Source organism: Vibrio sp. DW001 (assembly GCF_029016285.1).
Lineage (GTDB): Bacteria > Pseudomonadota > Gammaproteobacteria > Enterobacterales > Vibrionaceae > Vibrio.
The window spans coordinates 1,742,883-1,759,652 of record NZ_CP091975.1; the positions used below are offsets into that span (position 1 = coordinate 1,742,883).

At 41.9% G+C, this 16,770-nt stretch carries 14 protein-coding genes; 5 read left to right on the plus strand and 9 right to left on the minus strand.

Annotated elements, in window-relative coordinates; genetic code table 11:
• Positions 1-169: 169 nt before the first annotated feature.
• Positions 170-1,153, plus strand: coding sequence for a phenylalanine--tRNA ligase subunit alpha (gene pheS, locus L3V77_RS08095; protein WP_275136544.1), 984 nt, complete (start codon positions 170-172; stop codon positions 1,151-1,153).
• An 18-nt stretch (positions 1,154-1,171) separates the two neighbouring features.
• Positions 1,172-3,559: a phenylalanine--tRNA ligase subunit beta gene (pheT, locus tag L3V77_RS08100; RefSeq protein WP_275136545.1), complete on the plus strand. Its 2,388-nt coding sequence runs from the start codon at positions 1,172-1,174 to the stop codon at positions 3,557-3,559.
• Between the two features lie 177 nt (positions 3,560-3,736).
• On the opposite strand, the gene glgC is transcribed toward pheT, so the two are convergent.
• The gene (glgC, locus tag L3V77_RS08105; protein ID WP_275136546.1) at positions 3,737-4,990 is read right to left on the minus strand and encodes a glucose-1-phosphate adenylyltransferase; all 1,254 of its coding nucleotides are present in this window, start codon (positions 4,988-4,990) and stop codon (positions 3,737-3,739) included.
• A 632-nt stretch (positions 4,991-5,622) separates the two neighbouring features.
• Here glgC and ihfA point away from each other — a divergent pair.
• Positions 5,623-5,919 (plus strand): integration host factor subunit alpha, encoded by a 297-nt coding sequence (ihfA, locus tag L3V77_RS08110; RefSeq protein ID WP_195703195.1) that lies wholly within the window; start codon positions 5,623-5,625, stop codon positions 5,917-5,919.
• A 163-nt stretch (positions 5,920-6,082) separates the two neighbouring features.
• Here ihfA and L3V77_RS08115 read toward each other — a convergent pair whose 3' ends face one another.
• Complete coding sequence (locus tag L3V77_RS08115; protein ID WP_275136547.1) at positions 6,083-6,853, minus strand: RelA/SpoT domain-containing protein; 771 nt, start codon at positions 6,851-6,853, stop codon at positions 6,083-6,085.
• A gap of 284 nt (positions 6,854-7,137) precedes the next feature.
• Here L3V77_RS08115 and L3V77_RS08120 point away from each other — a divergent pair, with 284 nt between their 5' ends.
• On the plus strand, positions 7,138-7,791 hold the full coding sequence (locus L3V77_RS08120; protein WP_275136548.1) for a thiopurine S-methyltransferase: 654 nt from the start codon (positions 7,138-7,140) through the stop codon (positions 7,789-7,791).
• A gap of 59 nt (positions 7,792-7,850) precedes the next feature.
• Here the strand turns inward: L3V77_RS08120 and purT are convergent, their stop codons facing one another.
• The 7 genes from purT to L3V77_RS08155 all read right to left on the minus strand — a co-directional run bounded on the left by purT (position 7,851) and on the right by L3V77_RS08155 (position 15,908).
• On the minus strand, positions 7,851-9,026 hold the full coding sequence (purT, locus tag L3V77_RS08125) for a formate-dependent phosphoribosylglycinamide formyltransferase (protein ID WP_275136549.1): 1,176 nt from the start codon (positions 9,024-9,026) through the stop codon (positions 7,851-7,853).
• A gap of 123 nt (positions 9,027-9,149) precedes the next feature.
• Positions 9,150-10,037, minus strand: a complete 888-nt coding sequence (cdd, locus tag L3V77_RS08130; RefSeq protein ID WP_275136550.1) for a cytidine deaminase — start codon at positions 10,035-10,037, stop codon at positions 9,150-9,152.
• Positions 10,038-10,436: 399 nt separating this feature from the next.
• Positions 10,437-11,807: a DEAD/DEAH box helicase gene (locus tag L3V77_RS08135; protein ID WP_275136551.1), complete on the minus strand. Its 1,371-nt coding sequence runs from the start codon at positions 11,805-11,807 to the stop codon at positions 10,437-10,439.
• A gap of 810 nt (positions 11,808-12,617) precedes the next feature.
• Positions 12,618-13,307 (minus strand): LrgB family protein, encoded by a 690-nt coding sequence (locus tag L3V77_RS08140; RefSeq protein WP_275136724.1) that lies wholly within the window; start codon positions 13,305-13,307, stop codon positions 12,618-12,620.
• Positions 13,307-13,669 carry a CidA/LrgA family protein gene (locus L3V77_RS08145; protein ID WP_275136552.1) on the minus strand — a complete coding sequence of 121 codons (363 nt, stop codon included), beginning with the start codon at positions 13,667-13,669 and terminating at the stop codon, positions 13,307-13,309. The genes L3V77_RS08140 and L3V77_RS08145 overlap by 1 nt, the downstream gene beginning before the upstream one ends.
• 2 nt (positions 13,670-13,671) lie before the next feature.
• A complete protein-coding gene (gene sbcB, locus L3V77_RS08150) occupies positions 13,672-15,105 on the minus strand; it encodes an exodeoxyribonuclease I (RefSeq protein ID WP_275136553.1) in 1,434 nt (477 codons plus the stop codon).
• A 95-nt stretch (positions 15,106-15,200) separates the two neighbouring features.
• Complete coding sequence (locus L3V77_RS08155; protein ID WP_275136554.1) at positions 15,201-15,908, minus strand: NAD(P)H-binding protein; 708 nt, start codon at positions 15,906-15,908, stop codon at positions 15,201-15,203.
• Positions 15,909-16,136: 228 nt separating this feature from the next.
• Between L3V77_RS08155 and L3V77_RS08160 the strand changes: the two genes are divergently transcribed.
• Entirely contained in the window at positions 16,137-16,748 is a 612-nt protein-coding gene (locus L3V77_RS08160; RefSeq protein ID WP_275136555.1) for a flavin reductase family protein, read from the plus strand.
• Positions 16,749-16,770 lie beyond the last annotated feature (22 nt).

Below are 16,770 nucleotides of genomic sequence, written 5' to 3' on the forward strand. Positions count from 1 at the left end.
TAAGAGTCGATTATTGTAGATTCAATTTGGCTTTGAGCTTCGGTTTGATTAATATGTACAGCTATTAAGTTTAATATGTGGGCGTGTTGATCTTTCAAAGTAGTCGACCTACTTTGAAAGACCAAAACGCCCTTATTATGGACACTACCGCAAGGTGGATGAGGAAAAGATGCAACATCTACAAGAGATCATTGCTAACGCAACGTCAGCCATTGATAGTGCTGACTCGTTAGTTGCACTTGACGAAGTGCGTGTTCAATTTTTAGGAAAAAAAGGTGAGTTAACGGCTCAACTTCAAAGCCTAGGTAAACTACCACCTGAAGAACGTCGGACTGCTGGTCAAGAGATCAACAAAGCGAAAGGTGCCGTACAGCAAGCCATTGCAGAGCGTAAAAACTCACTGCAACGTGCAGAATTAGAGACAAAACTCGCGGCTGAAACAATCGATGTGACACTGCTTGGTCGTCGTATTGAGAATGGTGGCTTACACCCAGTAACTCGAACAATAGAGAGAATTGAAAGCTTTTTTGGTGAGTTAGGTTTTACCGTCGAATCTGGTCCTGAAGTTGAAGATGATTTCCATAACTTTGATGCACTAAATATTGCCGACGATCATCCTGCTCGTACTGACCACGATACTTTCTTCTTTAATCCTAAGTTGATGCTTCGCACTCATACATCAGGTGTGCAGATCCGTACCATGGAAGAACGTCAACCACCGTTGCGTTTTATCGCGCCTGGTCGAGTATATAGAAACGATTATGATCAGACACATACACCAATGTTCCACCAAGTTGAAGGTATGTTAGTTGACGAGAACGTTAACTTTGCGCAGCTCAAAGGCATTCTTAATGATTTTCTTTGTAATTTCTTTGAAGAAGATTTAGAGGTTCGATTCCGTCCATCTTATTTCCCATTTACCGAGCCTTCTGCGGAAGTTGACGTAAAGGGGAAAAATGGTAAATGGTTAGAGATTTTAGGTTGCGGCATGGTACATCCCAATGTACTTCGCAGCGTAGGTATTGACCCTGAGAAATATTCAGGCTTTGCATTTGGTATGGGCGTAGAGCGTCTGACTATGCTTCGCTATGGTGTCAATGATCTACGAGCGTTCTTTGAGAACGATCTTCGTTTCCTTAAACAGTTCAAGTAATTCAGAGGCAGTCGAACAATGAAATTCAGTGAATCTTGGCTACGTGAGTGGGTTAATCCCGCTGTTACGACCGACGAGCTAACACATCAAATCACTATGGCTGGCCTAGAAGTTGATGACGTTCTACCAGTCGCGGGCATTTTTACCGGCGTAAAAGTGGGTAAAGTTGTAGAGTGCGGCCAACATCCAGACGCAGATAAACTTCGCGTTACCCAAGTGGATATCGGTGCCGAAGAATTATTAGACATTATATGTGGTGCTCCAAATTGCCGCGAAGGTATTAAGGTCGCTGTTGCTACGGTTGGTGCCGTTCTCCCTGGTGACTTTAAAATCAAGAAGGCAAAGCTACGTGGTCAACCTTCAAATGGCATGCTTTGTTCATTTTCGGAGCTTGGAATTGATGTTGAATCCGATGGCATCATGGAACTGACTGAAGATGCCACTATTGGTAAAGACTTCCGTGAGTTCTTAGATCTCGAAGATGTAACTATTGATGTTGACCTCACATCTAATCGCGCGGACTGCTTTAGTATTCGCGGTTTAGCAAGAGAAGTTGGCGTGTTAAATAGAGCTGAAGTGCAGTCACCATCTTTCGATGTTGTTGCCGCCAACATTGACGATACGATTTCAATAGAGGTGAAAGCGGCTGATGCTTGTCCTCGTTATCTAGGTCGTATCATTAAGAATGTAAATGTTCAAGCTGAAACGCCAATCTGGATGCAAGAGAAATTGCGCAGATGTGGTATTCGCTCTATCGATCCTATTGTTGATATCACTAACTATGTGTTGTTAGAACAAGGTCAACCAATGCATGCTTTCGATTTGGATCAAATCGAAGGGGGTATTGTGGTTCGTTTAGCAGAGCAGGGTGAAAAACTGACACTATTGGATGGCAACGAAGCTGAGTTAAACAGTGATACGTTGATTATCTGTGACCATAAAAAACCACTCGCAATTGGTGGTATTTTTGGTGGTGAAGGTTCAGGCGTAACAAGCGAAACTAAAGATGTACTTCTTGAGTGTGCTTTCTTTTCGCCAGATGCGATTCGCGGTCGTGCTCGTAGCTATGGTCTTCATACTGACGCCTCTATGCGTTATGAGCGTGGTGTTGATTATGCTCGCCAAGCGGACTGCATGGAACGTGCTACACAACTACTTATTGATATCTGTGGTGGTGATGTGGGTCCTATTGCTGGTTTTGAATCTGAATCGGCATTACCGAAATCAAACACAGTGTTACTTCGTCGCACAAAGCTTGATTCGCTTTTAGGCCATGAAATCCCATCAATTGATGTAGTTGAAATTCTTACTCGACTAGGTTGTGATGTTTCTGAAACTGACAATGGTTGGACAGCTGAATCTCCATCATGGCGTTTTGATATCGCAATTGAACAAGATTTGATTGAAGAAGTAGGCCGAATTTACGGTTACGATAATATTCCAAATCAAGTTCCTGTTGCTAGTTTAAGCATGAACCTTCACAAGGAAGCGAACCAAACGCTTAAACGTGTACGTGACTTACTTGTTGACCGTGGTTACCACGAGGCGATTACTTATAGCTTTGTTGAACCAGAGCAACAGAAACTCGTGGTTCCAGGTGTAGAGCCACTTATTCTACCTTTCCCAATATCGGCAGATATGTCTGCAATGCGCCTTGGTTTGATCCAAGGGTTATTGAATACGGTTGTTCACAACCAAAAACGTCAACAACCTCGCGTGAGATTGTTTGAGTCTGGGCTTCGTTTTATCCCAGATGAAGCGGTAGAAAACGGTATGCGCCAAGAGCAGATGCTTGCCGGTGTTATTGCAGGAAGTCGTGGCGAAGAACACTGGGACATTGAAAGCAATACGGTTGATTTTTACGATCTAAAAGGTGATTTAGAAGCTGTTTTAGAACTGACTTCGAATGAAACGGCTTACAGTTTTACTTCGACAAAACATCCAGCTCTTCATCCTGGACAAGCTGCTGCAATTGTCGTTGATGGTAAAGAAGTGGGCGTTATTGGTACAGTGCACCCTGAACTAGAGCGTGCGTTTGGTCTTAATGGTCGTACTATTGTATTTGAAATTGAATGGTCGGCAATTAACACTCGGGTGCTTCCAGAAGCGGTGGCAGTATCTAAGTTCCCTTCAAACCGTCGTGATATAGCATTAGTTGTTGCTGAAGATATTGCTTCCGGTGATATCGTCGAGGCGTGTTTAAACGCTGGAGGACGCTTCCTAACAGATGTTAGTCTATTTGATGTGTATGTAGGCAAAGGGGTGGAAGAGGGCAAGAAAAGTCTCGCTATCGCCCTAACACTTCAGTCTGTTGAACGTACATTAGAAGACGCAGATATTGCAGGCGCAGTAGAAGCAATTGTTGCCAATGTATCAGAAAAATTTGGTGCTGCTCTTCGCGACTAATTAACCGGTTTTAACTGTATCAAAATAGGCCTTGAATAAGGCCTATTTTTTTTGCTCAAACATAACTATCCATAATGCGGAACCGTTATTTAGCGGTGTTTGTATAATTTGGTGAGGCACATATTTCCACATAAAAAAAGGACTCCGAAGAGCCCTTTATTAGATTGAGTGTTAACGTTATCCGAACATTTCGGAAGTAACTAAGATCACGCCCGTTTCAGATACCGTGTACTTTTTGGCATCCTCTGTTGGGTTTTCACCGATTACGGTGTTGTCTGGGATGACACAATCTTCGCCGACGATTACTTTCGTTAGTCGACAATGTCTGCCGATATCAGAGTTTGGTAATAGGATACAGTCTTTCAATTGTGAGTAACTGTGAACACGAACGTTAGCTGAAACCATGCAATGTTCTAACTCGGCACCAGAAATAATAGTCCCGGCAGAAAGAACAGAATCGACAGCATGCCCACGACGATTCTCATCATTGAACACAAACTTAGCACCTGGACGTTGTGATTGGTTGGTCATGATAGGCCAGTTAGGCGAGTAAAGGTCCAACTCAGGATCTGGGGAAAGTAGATCCATAGTCGCAGCAAAATACTCATCAAGGTTACCTACATCGCGCCAGTATGCTGTGTCACCTGGATGACCATCTTCGGTAAAGATATAGCCGAATACCTTAGCACGGCCAAGTAGCCCTGGAATGATGTTGTGACCGAAGTCATGGTTGTATTCAGGGTCTTCTAACGCCTTGACCAATTCGTCTTCAAGTAGGTCTGCATCAAAGATATAGATCCCCATTGAAACGAGTGATTGTGTTGGGTCACTAGGGTCGGCTGGTGGGTTGGCTGGCTTTTCAACGAAGGTATTAATTTGACCTGTCGCATCAAGTCCCATAACACCGAAAGAAGAGGCTTCTTCGATTGGTTTATGAATACATGCAACGGTGACCGCAGCATTATTTTCCACATGGAAATTAAGCATGCGAGAGTAGTCCATTTTATAAATATGGTCGCCACCAAGTATCAATACGCGTTTTGCGTTTTGGCGTTTAATAAGATCCAAATTCTGGTAAACAGCATCGGCTGTACCACGGTACCAGTCGTTACCAGTTCTCTGTTGTGCAGGAATAATACGAACACCTTCACCCATTGCTGGTGAGAGGATCTGCCAGCCATCTTGAAGGTGGTCGATCAGATCTTGTGCCATGTACTGAGTGAGTACACCAACCTTTCTAACGCCAGAATTTATACAGTTTGAAAGAGTAAAATCGATAATTCGAAACTTGCCACCGAATGAAACGGCAGGCTTGGCATTATTGTTAGTCAATTGTTTTAGTCGTGTTCCCTTTCCTCCTGCTAAAATAAGCGCACTTGTTTCACGAACAAGTTTGTTGGTATCAGCATGTGAATAGTTGTTACTTGACATATAATTAAAGCCTTATAGGTAATGTGTATAAAAATGATGATGTTGTGTAATTAATAGAGGGGGCCAACATCAACACTTACTAAACTACTATTATTCTCGATGGGTCATTGTTGCATAGGTCACCGATTTGCTAAGAGGGTAATCGAGTTTGCAATCTTTTGAGATCCGTCACTAAATTACACGAACATATTGTACAGACCCTTTGTTTCTTAAGTCGGACATGTATTGTTAACGTTATGAGTAATTTGGTTAAAATAGTAGTAGCTGACGCCAAAATTAACAATAAATGTATTAAAACACCTATGCAAGATCATGAATTGATTGAAAAAAATTAAAATTTTAAAGGTGCGAAACTAATTGGAGTATTATTCTGCAAAATAAAGAATAGAAGAGAATTAAACTGCTTACGTATCATTTGTTGAGGCTATATTCTTTTCGGAACCTATTGAAACCTCCCATTTACTACTGATATTTGAGTTATTAGTGAATAAATAAAAGAAAAAAATTGGCGAAAATCATAAGGTTGGCTTACACTTCTGTTGATGTCGCCGATTATTATGTCGGTATAGCACAATCCAATTTGGCGCTACACAATTGTAGCAATGTTTAATACAGCTTTGAGGGAAGTTTTTATGGCGCTCACAAAGGCCGATTTGGCTGAGAACCTGTTTGAGAAACTTGGATACAGCAAGCGTGATGCCAAGGAAACAGTAGAAGTGTTTTTCGAAGAAATTCGTAAAGCTCTCGAAAATGGCGAACAGGTCAAGCTATCCGGATTTGGGAATTTCGACTTAAGAGAAAAAAGTGAACGACCTGGTCGAAATCCAAAAACAGGCGAAGACATACCAATTTCCGCTCGGCGGGTTGTTACCTTCCGTCCTGGGCAAAAATTGAAAGCTCGAGTTGAAAATATCAAAATCGAGAAATAACCAATAAAAAAGACCACGCACCGCGTGGTCTTTTTATTTTCCTTTGCAAAATCACCTTCTAAAAAGTATTGGTACTTCGTTCGGACTCTGTCCGAGGAGATGAGTACATGAGTGAAAACGAATGAACTCTCTTAGGTTCGAGAATCCAAATTTAGCTTCTGTTTTATGCCGCCTTTATGTTCGTTGTGATATAGGGTTGCCAAGCATAATGATATAGGTCTAAAGATTGTCTTCTTAAGCCTTCAATTTTGGCGTTTTCAATCTCACTTATAGCACGGTTTGATGACAATGCACTGCGTTCAATATCCTGAATCTGTTTGTATAAATCGTGTTCAGGACCACTTTTTACTTTTGCAATTTCAGCAAGATGCAACTGCACTTCTGCTATGATCTTCGTCTCTGGTAGTTCAACAAGAATATTTAAGTCACGATATCCAGAGGGTGCTGGTTTCTTAAAGCGGTTTTTAACACTAATGATATTTGCTTGTTTTTCGAGTAACTCGAAAGTGGATACTAGGCTTTCAATATCGTCAGACACGATGGTCGCTCTTGCCAAATCGGTAATTTGATTCACATTGTTCGCTAAATCTGTTTTTATCTTTGTTTCAGCTCGTTGTCTTGATTTCACCCCAACGGAGATCGCGTGAGAATTGGTCAATAAAGCTGTGCTTTTACATATGGTCTCTAATTCAAGCTGTGCTTTTAAAGCCTGATTATATAGAGCATCGAAATCAGAGTAGGGCTGACTAACATCATGTTTGATAGAAGATATACCATAAAGTCCGCTTAAACTGTGTTTAAACAATTTTGGGTTAATTTGGCTTTGTGTTTGTTCTTTTTCTTGCTGGCTTTGAGATACAGGTTCAACAGAGGCGAATGCAGATGCCCGGCTAAACACTAATAGGGTGAGGATGGTACGCAGCATAACGTTCATTAACGCTCCTTGAGTCGATAAACACTTAGTAAAACGGTGTACTAAAAGTCTAAGTCGTATCGTGTCCAAGGGATTTACTATTGAAGCCGATAATCTAATTGTTACTGGTAAAGAGATCAGCTACAGGTAGTATCTTAGGGCATTTTTTTTAAAACCAAGTAATCTTTGCATAAATTTACAATTGGTGTGAAAGGTGTCACCTAATTAGCCGCCTTCTTTTTCTTGCAATTTGATAGTGATTTAGCGACATTACTGCGACTTATTCTTATTTATATTTAGACATCATGAAAGATAGTGAATTTTGGCACAAGAAATGGGTATCAAATCAAATTGGTTTTCATTTGGAAGATGTAAACCCTTTACTCATTCAATATTGGGATAGAACCAATCCTCGCGCTTCGGATAACGTGTTGGTTCCATTATGTGGTAAGAGTGAAGACCTTATCTGGCTTGCCGCTAAACATGATGCAGTGCAAGGTATTGAAATTAGTGATATTGCAGTACGTTCATTTTTTGCTGAACATTTTTATACGCCAACCGTTGTAAGGCTCGACTCCGCACATGAGCTCTATCAATTTGACGAGCTATCAATTTATGTCGGCGATGTTTTTACGGCGTCGGTAAGTAATGTCGATATTATATATGATCGAGCTGCATTAGTTGCGCTTCCTGAAGACATGAGAGAAGAGTACGTAAACAGGCTAAAATCACTGCTCAATAACGGCGGGCGGCTATTATTAGTGACACTCGATTATGTTCAATCTGAGATGTCAGGGCCACCATTTAGTGTCGATGAGGCGGAAATAAGACGGCTGTTTAGCGAATACAAACTAACTATTCTCAATAGAGATGACGCAGATGATAGCCACCCTAAGATATCGAAAAAGGGCTTGAGTCGATTTGCAGAGTTGGTTTGGCTGATTGAAGATGATGGATAAAGAAATAGGTTTCAATAAGGGGTGTTAAAGCCCTTATTGAATATCGTTATGCCCGCGCGTTAATAGATTACTTTCACTTTTGCCGCCGCCTCTTTAGCGTCATCAATGGCTTGTTCTAATGTCTCACGTTGAGTTAAGGCGACACCAAGTCTACGTCGGCCATTAATATTCGGTTTACCAAATAGCCTTACCTGCGTCTTTGGTGTCGCTAACGCATCGCATAGCCCTTCATATCGAATGTTATCGGAAGTCCCTTCTCCCAGAATAACAGCAGAAGCGGATGGACCATGTTGAATGATCTTATTAATGGGCATTCCAATGAAAGCCCGAACATGTAGCGCAAATTCTGAGAGTTCTTGTGAAATCATGGTGACCATACCGGTATCATGCGGGCGAGGGGATACTTCATTAAAAATAACCTTATCCCCCTTTACAAACAGTTCGACACCAAATAGACCATATCCACCTAGTGCATCGACAACCTGCTCTGAGATGTATTCAGCCGCTTTTAACGCGACCTCTGACATTGCTTGTGGTTGCCATGACTCTCTGTAATCGCCATCTTCCTGTCGATGGCCAACTGGCTGACAAAAATGTACTCCATCAACGGCTCTTATGGTAAGGAGCGTGATTTCATAATCGAAGTCAACGAAGCCTTCGACGATAACGCGCCCAGCGCCAGTTCTGCCACCGTCTTGCGCATATGCCCATGCCTGTAGAACATCGTCTTCACTTTTAATAACGCTTTGACCTTTACCAGAAGAGCTCATTACTGGCTTCACTACGCAGGGTAGGCCAACTTCCTCTACTGCGAGCTTAAAACCATCTAGTGAATCGGCGAATTTGTACGGCGAGGTTAGAATGGATAAATCTTCAGAGGCTAAGCGACGAATACCTTCACGGTTCATCGTTAGTTTGGTTGCATTTGCTGTAGGGACAACGTTAAGCCCCTTTGTTTCGAGTTCAACCAGAGTATCTGTTGCGATGGCTTCTATCTCTGGTACAACATAATCTGGTTTTTCTAACGCGATGACGGCGCTTAGCGCGTTACCATCGAGCATATCGAACACATGACTACGATGTGCTACTTGCATAGCCGGGGCGTCTTTATATCTGTCACAAGCGATAACTTCTAAGCCAAGTCGGTGGCATTCTATCGCCACTTCTTTGCCTAATTCACCTGAACCTAATAATAAAACTCGAGTCGCACCAGCGCGAGTAGCAGTACCCAGCATTCGTATATCCTTCATTATCAATTAAATTGAGCGAATCATACTGGATCTTCAAAAAACCGCAATCGTTTGCTTTGGAAAAATAAGTAAAAAAATGCCCTAAATATGTTAGGGCATTAATAAGGTCTATAGTGAGATATAAGTGAACGTAATGTCGGGGTTTAGGGCATCTAAGGTTGACTGAGTCCCGTCAAGGTTACTTATTTTACCTGCTGACAACTCCGCCAGAGCCGCAGTATCAATTTGTTCGAATGACTTATCTGCCATAAGAATTTGAGCGAGCGCAACTTGGAGAGGAGGAAGACTAGGGTTGAACGCTGCATTCTCTGCATAGGAACCTAAATAAACAGAACCGTCAGCTAACTTTAGAGCAACGCCACTATGATTCTCTGAATATGGTGCATGACTGTAATTGAGTGCCTCAACAGCCTTTAACACTAAAGGATCGCTTTCATGGGTCTGATAAGATTTTATTTTACCGTCCATTAAACGAGCCTCTATATCTAGATCAGCAGGCCCAAATGAATCCGGTAGATACTGCTGAAGCGACATTTCGTCACGTTCAGGTAGTTGTACTTTTAGTTCGTTCGCTGTAGTTAACTCGTTCATGAACTGTCGGCAGTGACCACATGGACTATAGTTAACGGTAATATCTATGATTCCAGTTTCGCCTTTCATCCAAGCATGGCTTATACCACACTGTTCAGCGTGTACGGTTTGACTCATCTGCGCACCGATAAATTCCATGTTTGCGCCGAAGTAGAGTCTTCCTGATAATCCACGAACGATAGAACCAACATAAAACTCTGAAATAGGAGCGTATGAGTAAGCGGCTGCAAATGGAAGTAAGCAAATTCGAAGCTCGTCGTCACTTAATCCAGAAAGTACCAAGAGTTCTTCAAATTGTTGCGCAGAAATGGTGGCATCGAATTTTTCTGAGTTAAATAGACTTCTTAAATAATCAGCTATTGACTTAGGTGTATCGTTTAGCGCTGCGTCTAATCGAGAGTTCATAGTTAATCCTTAATTTGTTGATGTGGAATATTTTAACCAACATTAACCTTATTGCAGTGGCGCGGATCACGTTTTTAACTGCAATGTGTTCGGATGTTTCATAAATAGAGTGAGGTCACATAGTTTAAGCAGGCAATGGGTAATCAATTTGTTAGAAAATCCATTCAAATGGGACGAGAAGCGATGAGTGAGCAGTGAGGCTTTACCAAAGCAATGTTTGAAAGAAAAGCGGATGTTTATTCCAAAATTATTGGGATTATATTAGATGACCAGGTGAGGGTAGTTTGTTGTCTAAATGCTTTATTGAGTCGCCGTGCGAATATAAAGTCGGGTCTAAAATTAGCTTATATGAATTGAAAAAGGATGGAGTTACCCATCCTTTTTTTGCCTCTATTGACTCTATACTGGCTTCACTGGTCTTCTACGTTTTGAAGGGGCTTTATTTGCCGTATTTGAAGTAGAGTTGCTGCCACTACCGTCTGAACTTTTAGCTCCAAAATGACGCTTATTTTTACTCGCAGGTTTGTTACCACGAGCGTTGTCGCCTGAACGTTGTCCATCTGCGTGGTTTTGCTTCGGAGTTCGTGGTTTTTTAGGTTTAATGTGTTTTTTATTTAGATTCGATTCTGGAAGAGCATCGACGGGTATGAAGCCTTCAACATCAATACGTGGAATAATACTTTTAATTAATTTTTCAATACCAAAAAGGTCGATTGCTTCTTCTGCGGTTACCAGTGAAATGGCTTTACCAACCTCGCCAGCTCGACCTGTACGACCAATCCGATGGACATAATCTTCAGAAACATTCGGTAAATCAAAATTGACGACTTGAGGAAGCTGGGGAATATCAATACCACGGGCGGCGATGTCAGTGGCGACTAACGCTCTAACTTGACCAGATTTAAATCCTGCTAACGCCTTGGTTCTGGCTCCCTGACTCTTATTGCCATGAATTGGTGCTGATTTAATCCCTTGCTTCTCTAGGTACATAGAAAGTCGGTTGGCACCGTGTTTAGTGCGACTAAAAATAAGCACCTGCTGCCAATCATTTTCTTTGATTAACTTTACTAGTAGCGCCGACTTTTTAGATTTGTCCACGGGGTAGACAAACTGCTCGACGGATGGTGCTGCTGAGTTTTCAGGACTGACTGATACCTCTACTGGGTTATTCACTAAGCCTTTGGCTAACGCCCTTATTTCGGTAGAAAATGTGGCGGAAAAAAGAAGGTTTTGACGCTTTTTAGGCAGCAAATCTAGGATTTTTTTGATATCTCTGAAAAAACCCATGTCCAACATTCGGTCTGCTTCATCGAGAACCAGCACTTCAATTTGAGTAAACTTGACTGCGTTTTGATTATATAAATCGAGTAAACGACCGGGTGTGGCAACGAGCACGTCGCTGCCTTTTCTAAGAGACTGCATTTGTGGATTTATTTTTACGCCACCAAATACGACCATTGAGCTAAGCGGGAGATGTTTACTGTATTTGACGACACTTTCGTTAACCTGTGCCGCTAATTCTCGCGTTGGCGTAAGAATCAATGTTCTGACGTGGTTGCCTTTTACTCGTGGGCCTCCACTTAACCTTTCTAAAATAGGTAGGGTAAATCCTGCGGTTTTACCAGTACCTGTTTGAGCCGCAGCCATCACATCTTTTCCCGCTAATACTGCAGGAATCGCCTGCTCTTGAATTGGGGAAGGAGTGTCGTAACCTTGTTCTTCAATTGCTTTAAGAATAGGTGCAGATAAGCCTAAAGAGGTAAAACTCATAATATGTCGGTTCTCAGTAATTAATCGGAAATCAGATAGCGGAGAAAGCATGAAAAAAGATGCACGCTAAAACAATGGCAAAATGAACCGCGCATTCTCATCTATTTACTATCTGAACACAAGCGGTGTTTGCTATGCATTAAGTCTAGCGAGTATAAATGAACCGTCACGAGCTCTCATCTATTTACTATCTGAACACAAGCGGTGTTTGCTATGCATTAAGTCTAGCGAGTATAAATGAACCGTCACGAGCTCTCATCTATTTACTATCTGAACACAAGCGGTGTTTGCTATGCATTAAGTCTAGCGAGTATAAATGAACCGTCACGAGCTCTCATCTATTTACTATCTGAACACAAGCGGTGTTTGCTATGCATTAAGTCTAGCGAGTATAAATGAACCGTCACGAGCTCTCATCTATTTACTATCTGAACACAAGCGGTGTTTGCTATGCATTAAGTCTAGCGAGTATAAATGAACCGTCACGAGCTCTCATCTATTTACTATCTGAACACAAGCGGTGTTTGCTATGCATTAAGTCTAGCGAGTATAAATGAACCGTCACGAGCTCTCATCTATTTACTATCTGAACACAAGCGGTGTTTGCTATGCATTAAGTCTAGCGAGTATAAATGAACCGTCACGAGCTCTCATCTATTTACTATCTGAACACAAGCGGTGTTTGCTATGCATTAAGTCTAGCGAGTATAAATGAACCGTCACGAGCTCTCATCTATTTACTATCTGAACACAAGCGGTGTTTGCTATGCATTAAGTCTAGCGAGTATAAATGAACCGTCACGCTCTCATCTATTTATTGATTAAAATATTTAGCCATTCTATATAAATGTAGACAATGGGAGCGAGAATAGAAGTAATCACACCACAAAGTACCAGTGCGAGTGAACTGAAAGCAGCATCTCGTTGATCTTTTTCAATGCAAGTTGCGGTTCCTAACGCATGGGAAACTGTCCCCATGGTTAGTCCTTTTGCAATAGGGTGACTAACCCCCAATACGCTGTAAATCGGGTACGCAAATATCGAACCAAATACGCCAACTATTAATACCAATATTGCCGCGATTGCGGGCTCCCCACCTAGGTGACTGGAGACTTCCATCGCGATGGGTGTCGTAACAGATTTACCCATTATACTTGCGACCAAAGTCATATTAGTACCAAGTAAAACCGCGATGGTTGCCGAGGTTATCATCGATAAGGCACTACCAATTCCACAAGCGAGAAATATGATTTTCCAATTTCTTCTGATTTCTGGAAATTGTTCATATAACGGGTAGGCGAGGGCAACTACGGCGGGTTGCAGTAGGTAGGTGACTATTATGTTGTGCTGTTTATATTCCTCATATGGCATCCCTAACATAACCAAAACGGGAATAATGATCAGTAAGCTTATTAATAAGGGGTTCGCTAAGGGATGGTTAAGCTTCTTACTAATAAATCGAGCGACTAAGAATACGGCGAAAGTGAGTGCAATCCAGATCATTTCTTAACCACCAAGATTTTTTCAAGCATCAGCGCAAGAAAAACGGTCATTATAGCAGTGCCACCTACCGCGCTGGCGATTATCGGAAATGCGTTATCCATTAATAGTTGATAGTGATCGATTAACCCAGCGCTGATAGGAATGAAGAGCAAAATCATATATCGGATAAAAACATTAGCGCTCGGTTTTACCCATTCCGCAGGGATCAGCCCTGAAACCATTCCGGTAAAGAGCAATAGCATGCCAATAATGCTTCCGGGTATAGAGATCGCTAGCCAATGCTGAATCGCAGTGCCTATGGCTAGCGCCAATAAGATTAACGCAAGTGAAACAATGTATTTAAGTATTGTTAGTATCATTTTTATGAGACGAGTTGTTCAACATATTTATACACGGACTTTAAGATAGCGAGTTTATTCTCATCGCTTTCATGTTCGTGAGCGAGGTTTTCCAAATTGAGCATGTAATCCGGAAGTGATGATTCAAAATAGTCTCGACAGTGGCGAGTCCATCGCTGTTGTTCTTCATCACTCAACGTCTCTACATAATTGCGTGCTCTGTATTTAAACAGAAGCGGTGCAATACGTTTATCGCCAAATTGTATATCTAGCACGGCCAAATTTTCTGGTTTGGCTTCCCGGATAATATCCATTGTTGCTCTATCTGAAGGCGTGAAGAAACCGTCATAAAGCTGGTTGTCTACATTGTCGTTGTCCGCATACTCTCTATCTATCGAGTATAAATCTATCAGTTTTTCGCGAATTTCTGGATGCTGCTTTAGTCTAGCAAGGTTTTGGAGGCACTCTTCTCTGTTTATACCGATTCGTTCTGCGTTCTCAACTGTGAGCGTTTTGGCAGGGGCCAAAATTGGACATTTGTTTAAGTGCACCAACTTTAAAGGGATAGGCTGTTGCCCGACTTCAAGGTCTGATCGTTTAGTGTACATACGTTCACGTATTTGATCTGAACTCAACTCCAAAAGTGGCGTTGGATCCATGGCAAGGTTAACCATAATGACAGCATTCTGATTTTTTGGATGCCATGCCATTGGTACAACCCAACTGGTATTTGAGCAACCAACACCGAACATCCCGGATACATGGACTAGAGGAGTCAAGTTGATGATATCAACTAATTCATTTAGCTTTCGTTTGTGGCGCATGTCAAAAAGGTAATCAAATAATTTTGGCTGGGCTGCTTTTAGCTTTTTGGCAAGTTCTATTGTAGCGATGACATCTGCCATCGCATCGTGAGCATTCTCGTGCTCGATGCCGTTTTCGATAGACAGCTTTTCTAACTTGAAACTTGGCAAACCTTCACTATCGACAGGCCAACTTATTCCTTCGGGGCGAAGTGCGTAACAAGTTCTCATTACATCTAGAAGGTCCCAACGGGAATTGCCATTCTTCCAACTCCATGCGTATGGGTCAAAAAAATTACGGTATAGTGTGTAACGTGTGACCTCATCATCGAATCGAATACTATTATAACCCAAATTGGTGGTGTTTGGGGTTGAGAGAGCGTCGTGGATACGTCGAATAAATTCTGGTTCAGGCAAACCTTGTTGGACGGCTTTCTGTGGTGTGATGCGAGTGATAAGTGCGGCTTCTGGTGAAGGTAGATAATCAACAGGTGGTTGACAATAGATAACAAGAGGTTCGCCAATAATATTGAAATCCATGTCGGTACGAACGCCAGCAAACTGACTAGGCCTATCTTTTGACGGGCTTATCCCCCAGGTTTCATAGTCGAACCAGAAAAATGTAGGCTGTTCGTTGTTTTTATAATTTGTCATAGACTCTAATTAACCGCTTATATCCTTTACTGGCGGCGATTATATTTCATTTTGAACAGTAATTTTTGGTTTATTTGCTCTTTTCTATCAAACGGTCAACTTGGTACTTGGTATTCCATCAACATCGTATGAATTTCTTTTGAATTTAGTGTGCAGTAATTGTCCGATGGGTGATGTGTTGGTTTAACCAATGAAAATATCATTGCTTTGGCAACCGTGCTGGCTCGTATAGGCTTAAAGTTTACTAATGGACCGAGAAGGAACGGGCGAAGAGCCCACAGTACTTTCTGTAAGACTTGCTCATCCGCCCTTGGATTGTCTCGGGTTCCCTTTAACGGACCTGGACGAACAAACACCAAGCGTTCGAAGTCAAGCTTCAGGAGGTTTTGTTCCATTCTGCCTTTGCATTTTAGGTAGTTAGAAAGTGATTGAGCGTTAGCGCCATAACTTGAGACAACTGCGATTCTTTTTACACCCAGCAGTTTCATGGTTTGTGCAACCTGAGTAACCAATTCAACGTCTATCTGAGCAAGGGCATGTTTACTCCCTGCTTGTTTTATCGTAGTGCCAAGACATATAAAACCAAAATCGGGCGAGGGAGACTGCTCATTCCATTGCGTCATCGCTAAATTTGGATGTTGAACTTGAGTGAGTTTGTCATGTTGTATCGATAGCGGTTTTCTAACCAAAGCGGTGACTTTTGGTATTGAAGGTAGGGTTAACAATTGCTCTAATAACTGCGAACCAATTAATCCTGATGCCCCTGCGATAATGGCATGTGCTCCGTCGCCAAAACTGTCCATCAATAACCTCTGTAATATTTTGTGCTCATGGATAGTATTTCTGCCTGAACTAACAATAACTTATTTAAACTATTAGTCAATTTGATAGCGATGAGGCGTTATCAACTCGATGAGAGAAAAATAAGTAATGTTTAGTGCATGAGAGTGTGCCAGAAGCTACACTCTTTTTTTAGAATTCGATTTGCCTGTTGCGCTGTCTACCCCAGTTAGTACTAACAAGGAGCTGCTATGAATATTGATTTGAGTACCATCTCTCCCACTCAAATTTACCATTTAATGACTCAAACTGTCGTGCCTAGACCGATTGCATGGGTGTTGACAGAATCAGAAAATAGATCGTTCAATCTTGCCCCATTCTCTTTTTTTACGGCTGTTTCCAGTCAACCACCTTTACTCATGATCTCTATTGGTAAAAAGCCGACAGGTGAAATTAAAGACACTACGCGCAATGTTCTCGAAACGGGTAAGCTTGTTATTCATATCTCAAGCGTAGGTTCGCAAGAAGCCATAACACAAACGTCTGCGAGTCTAGAGTACGGGGACTCGGAGGTTGACCTAAACCAGATCGAGCTTACGGAATTCTCGGGATTCAGTTTGCCGAGAGTGATGTCTTGCCCTATTGCTTTTGGCTGTTCCTTGTATCAGGTTCAGGATATCGGAGATACTCCTCAGTCGTTATTGTTCGCTGAAGTTGAAAAAATATATATCGATGACTCAGTGATTAGTCAGGTTGACGAACGCCTCAAAATAGACGCATTAAAAATTGACCCACTGTCTCGACTCGGTGGAAGTGAATTTGTTTCGTTGGATAAAATAATTTCCGTTGTCAGACCGAGCTAACACTTACCCAAGCTAAGAAAAA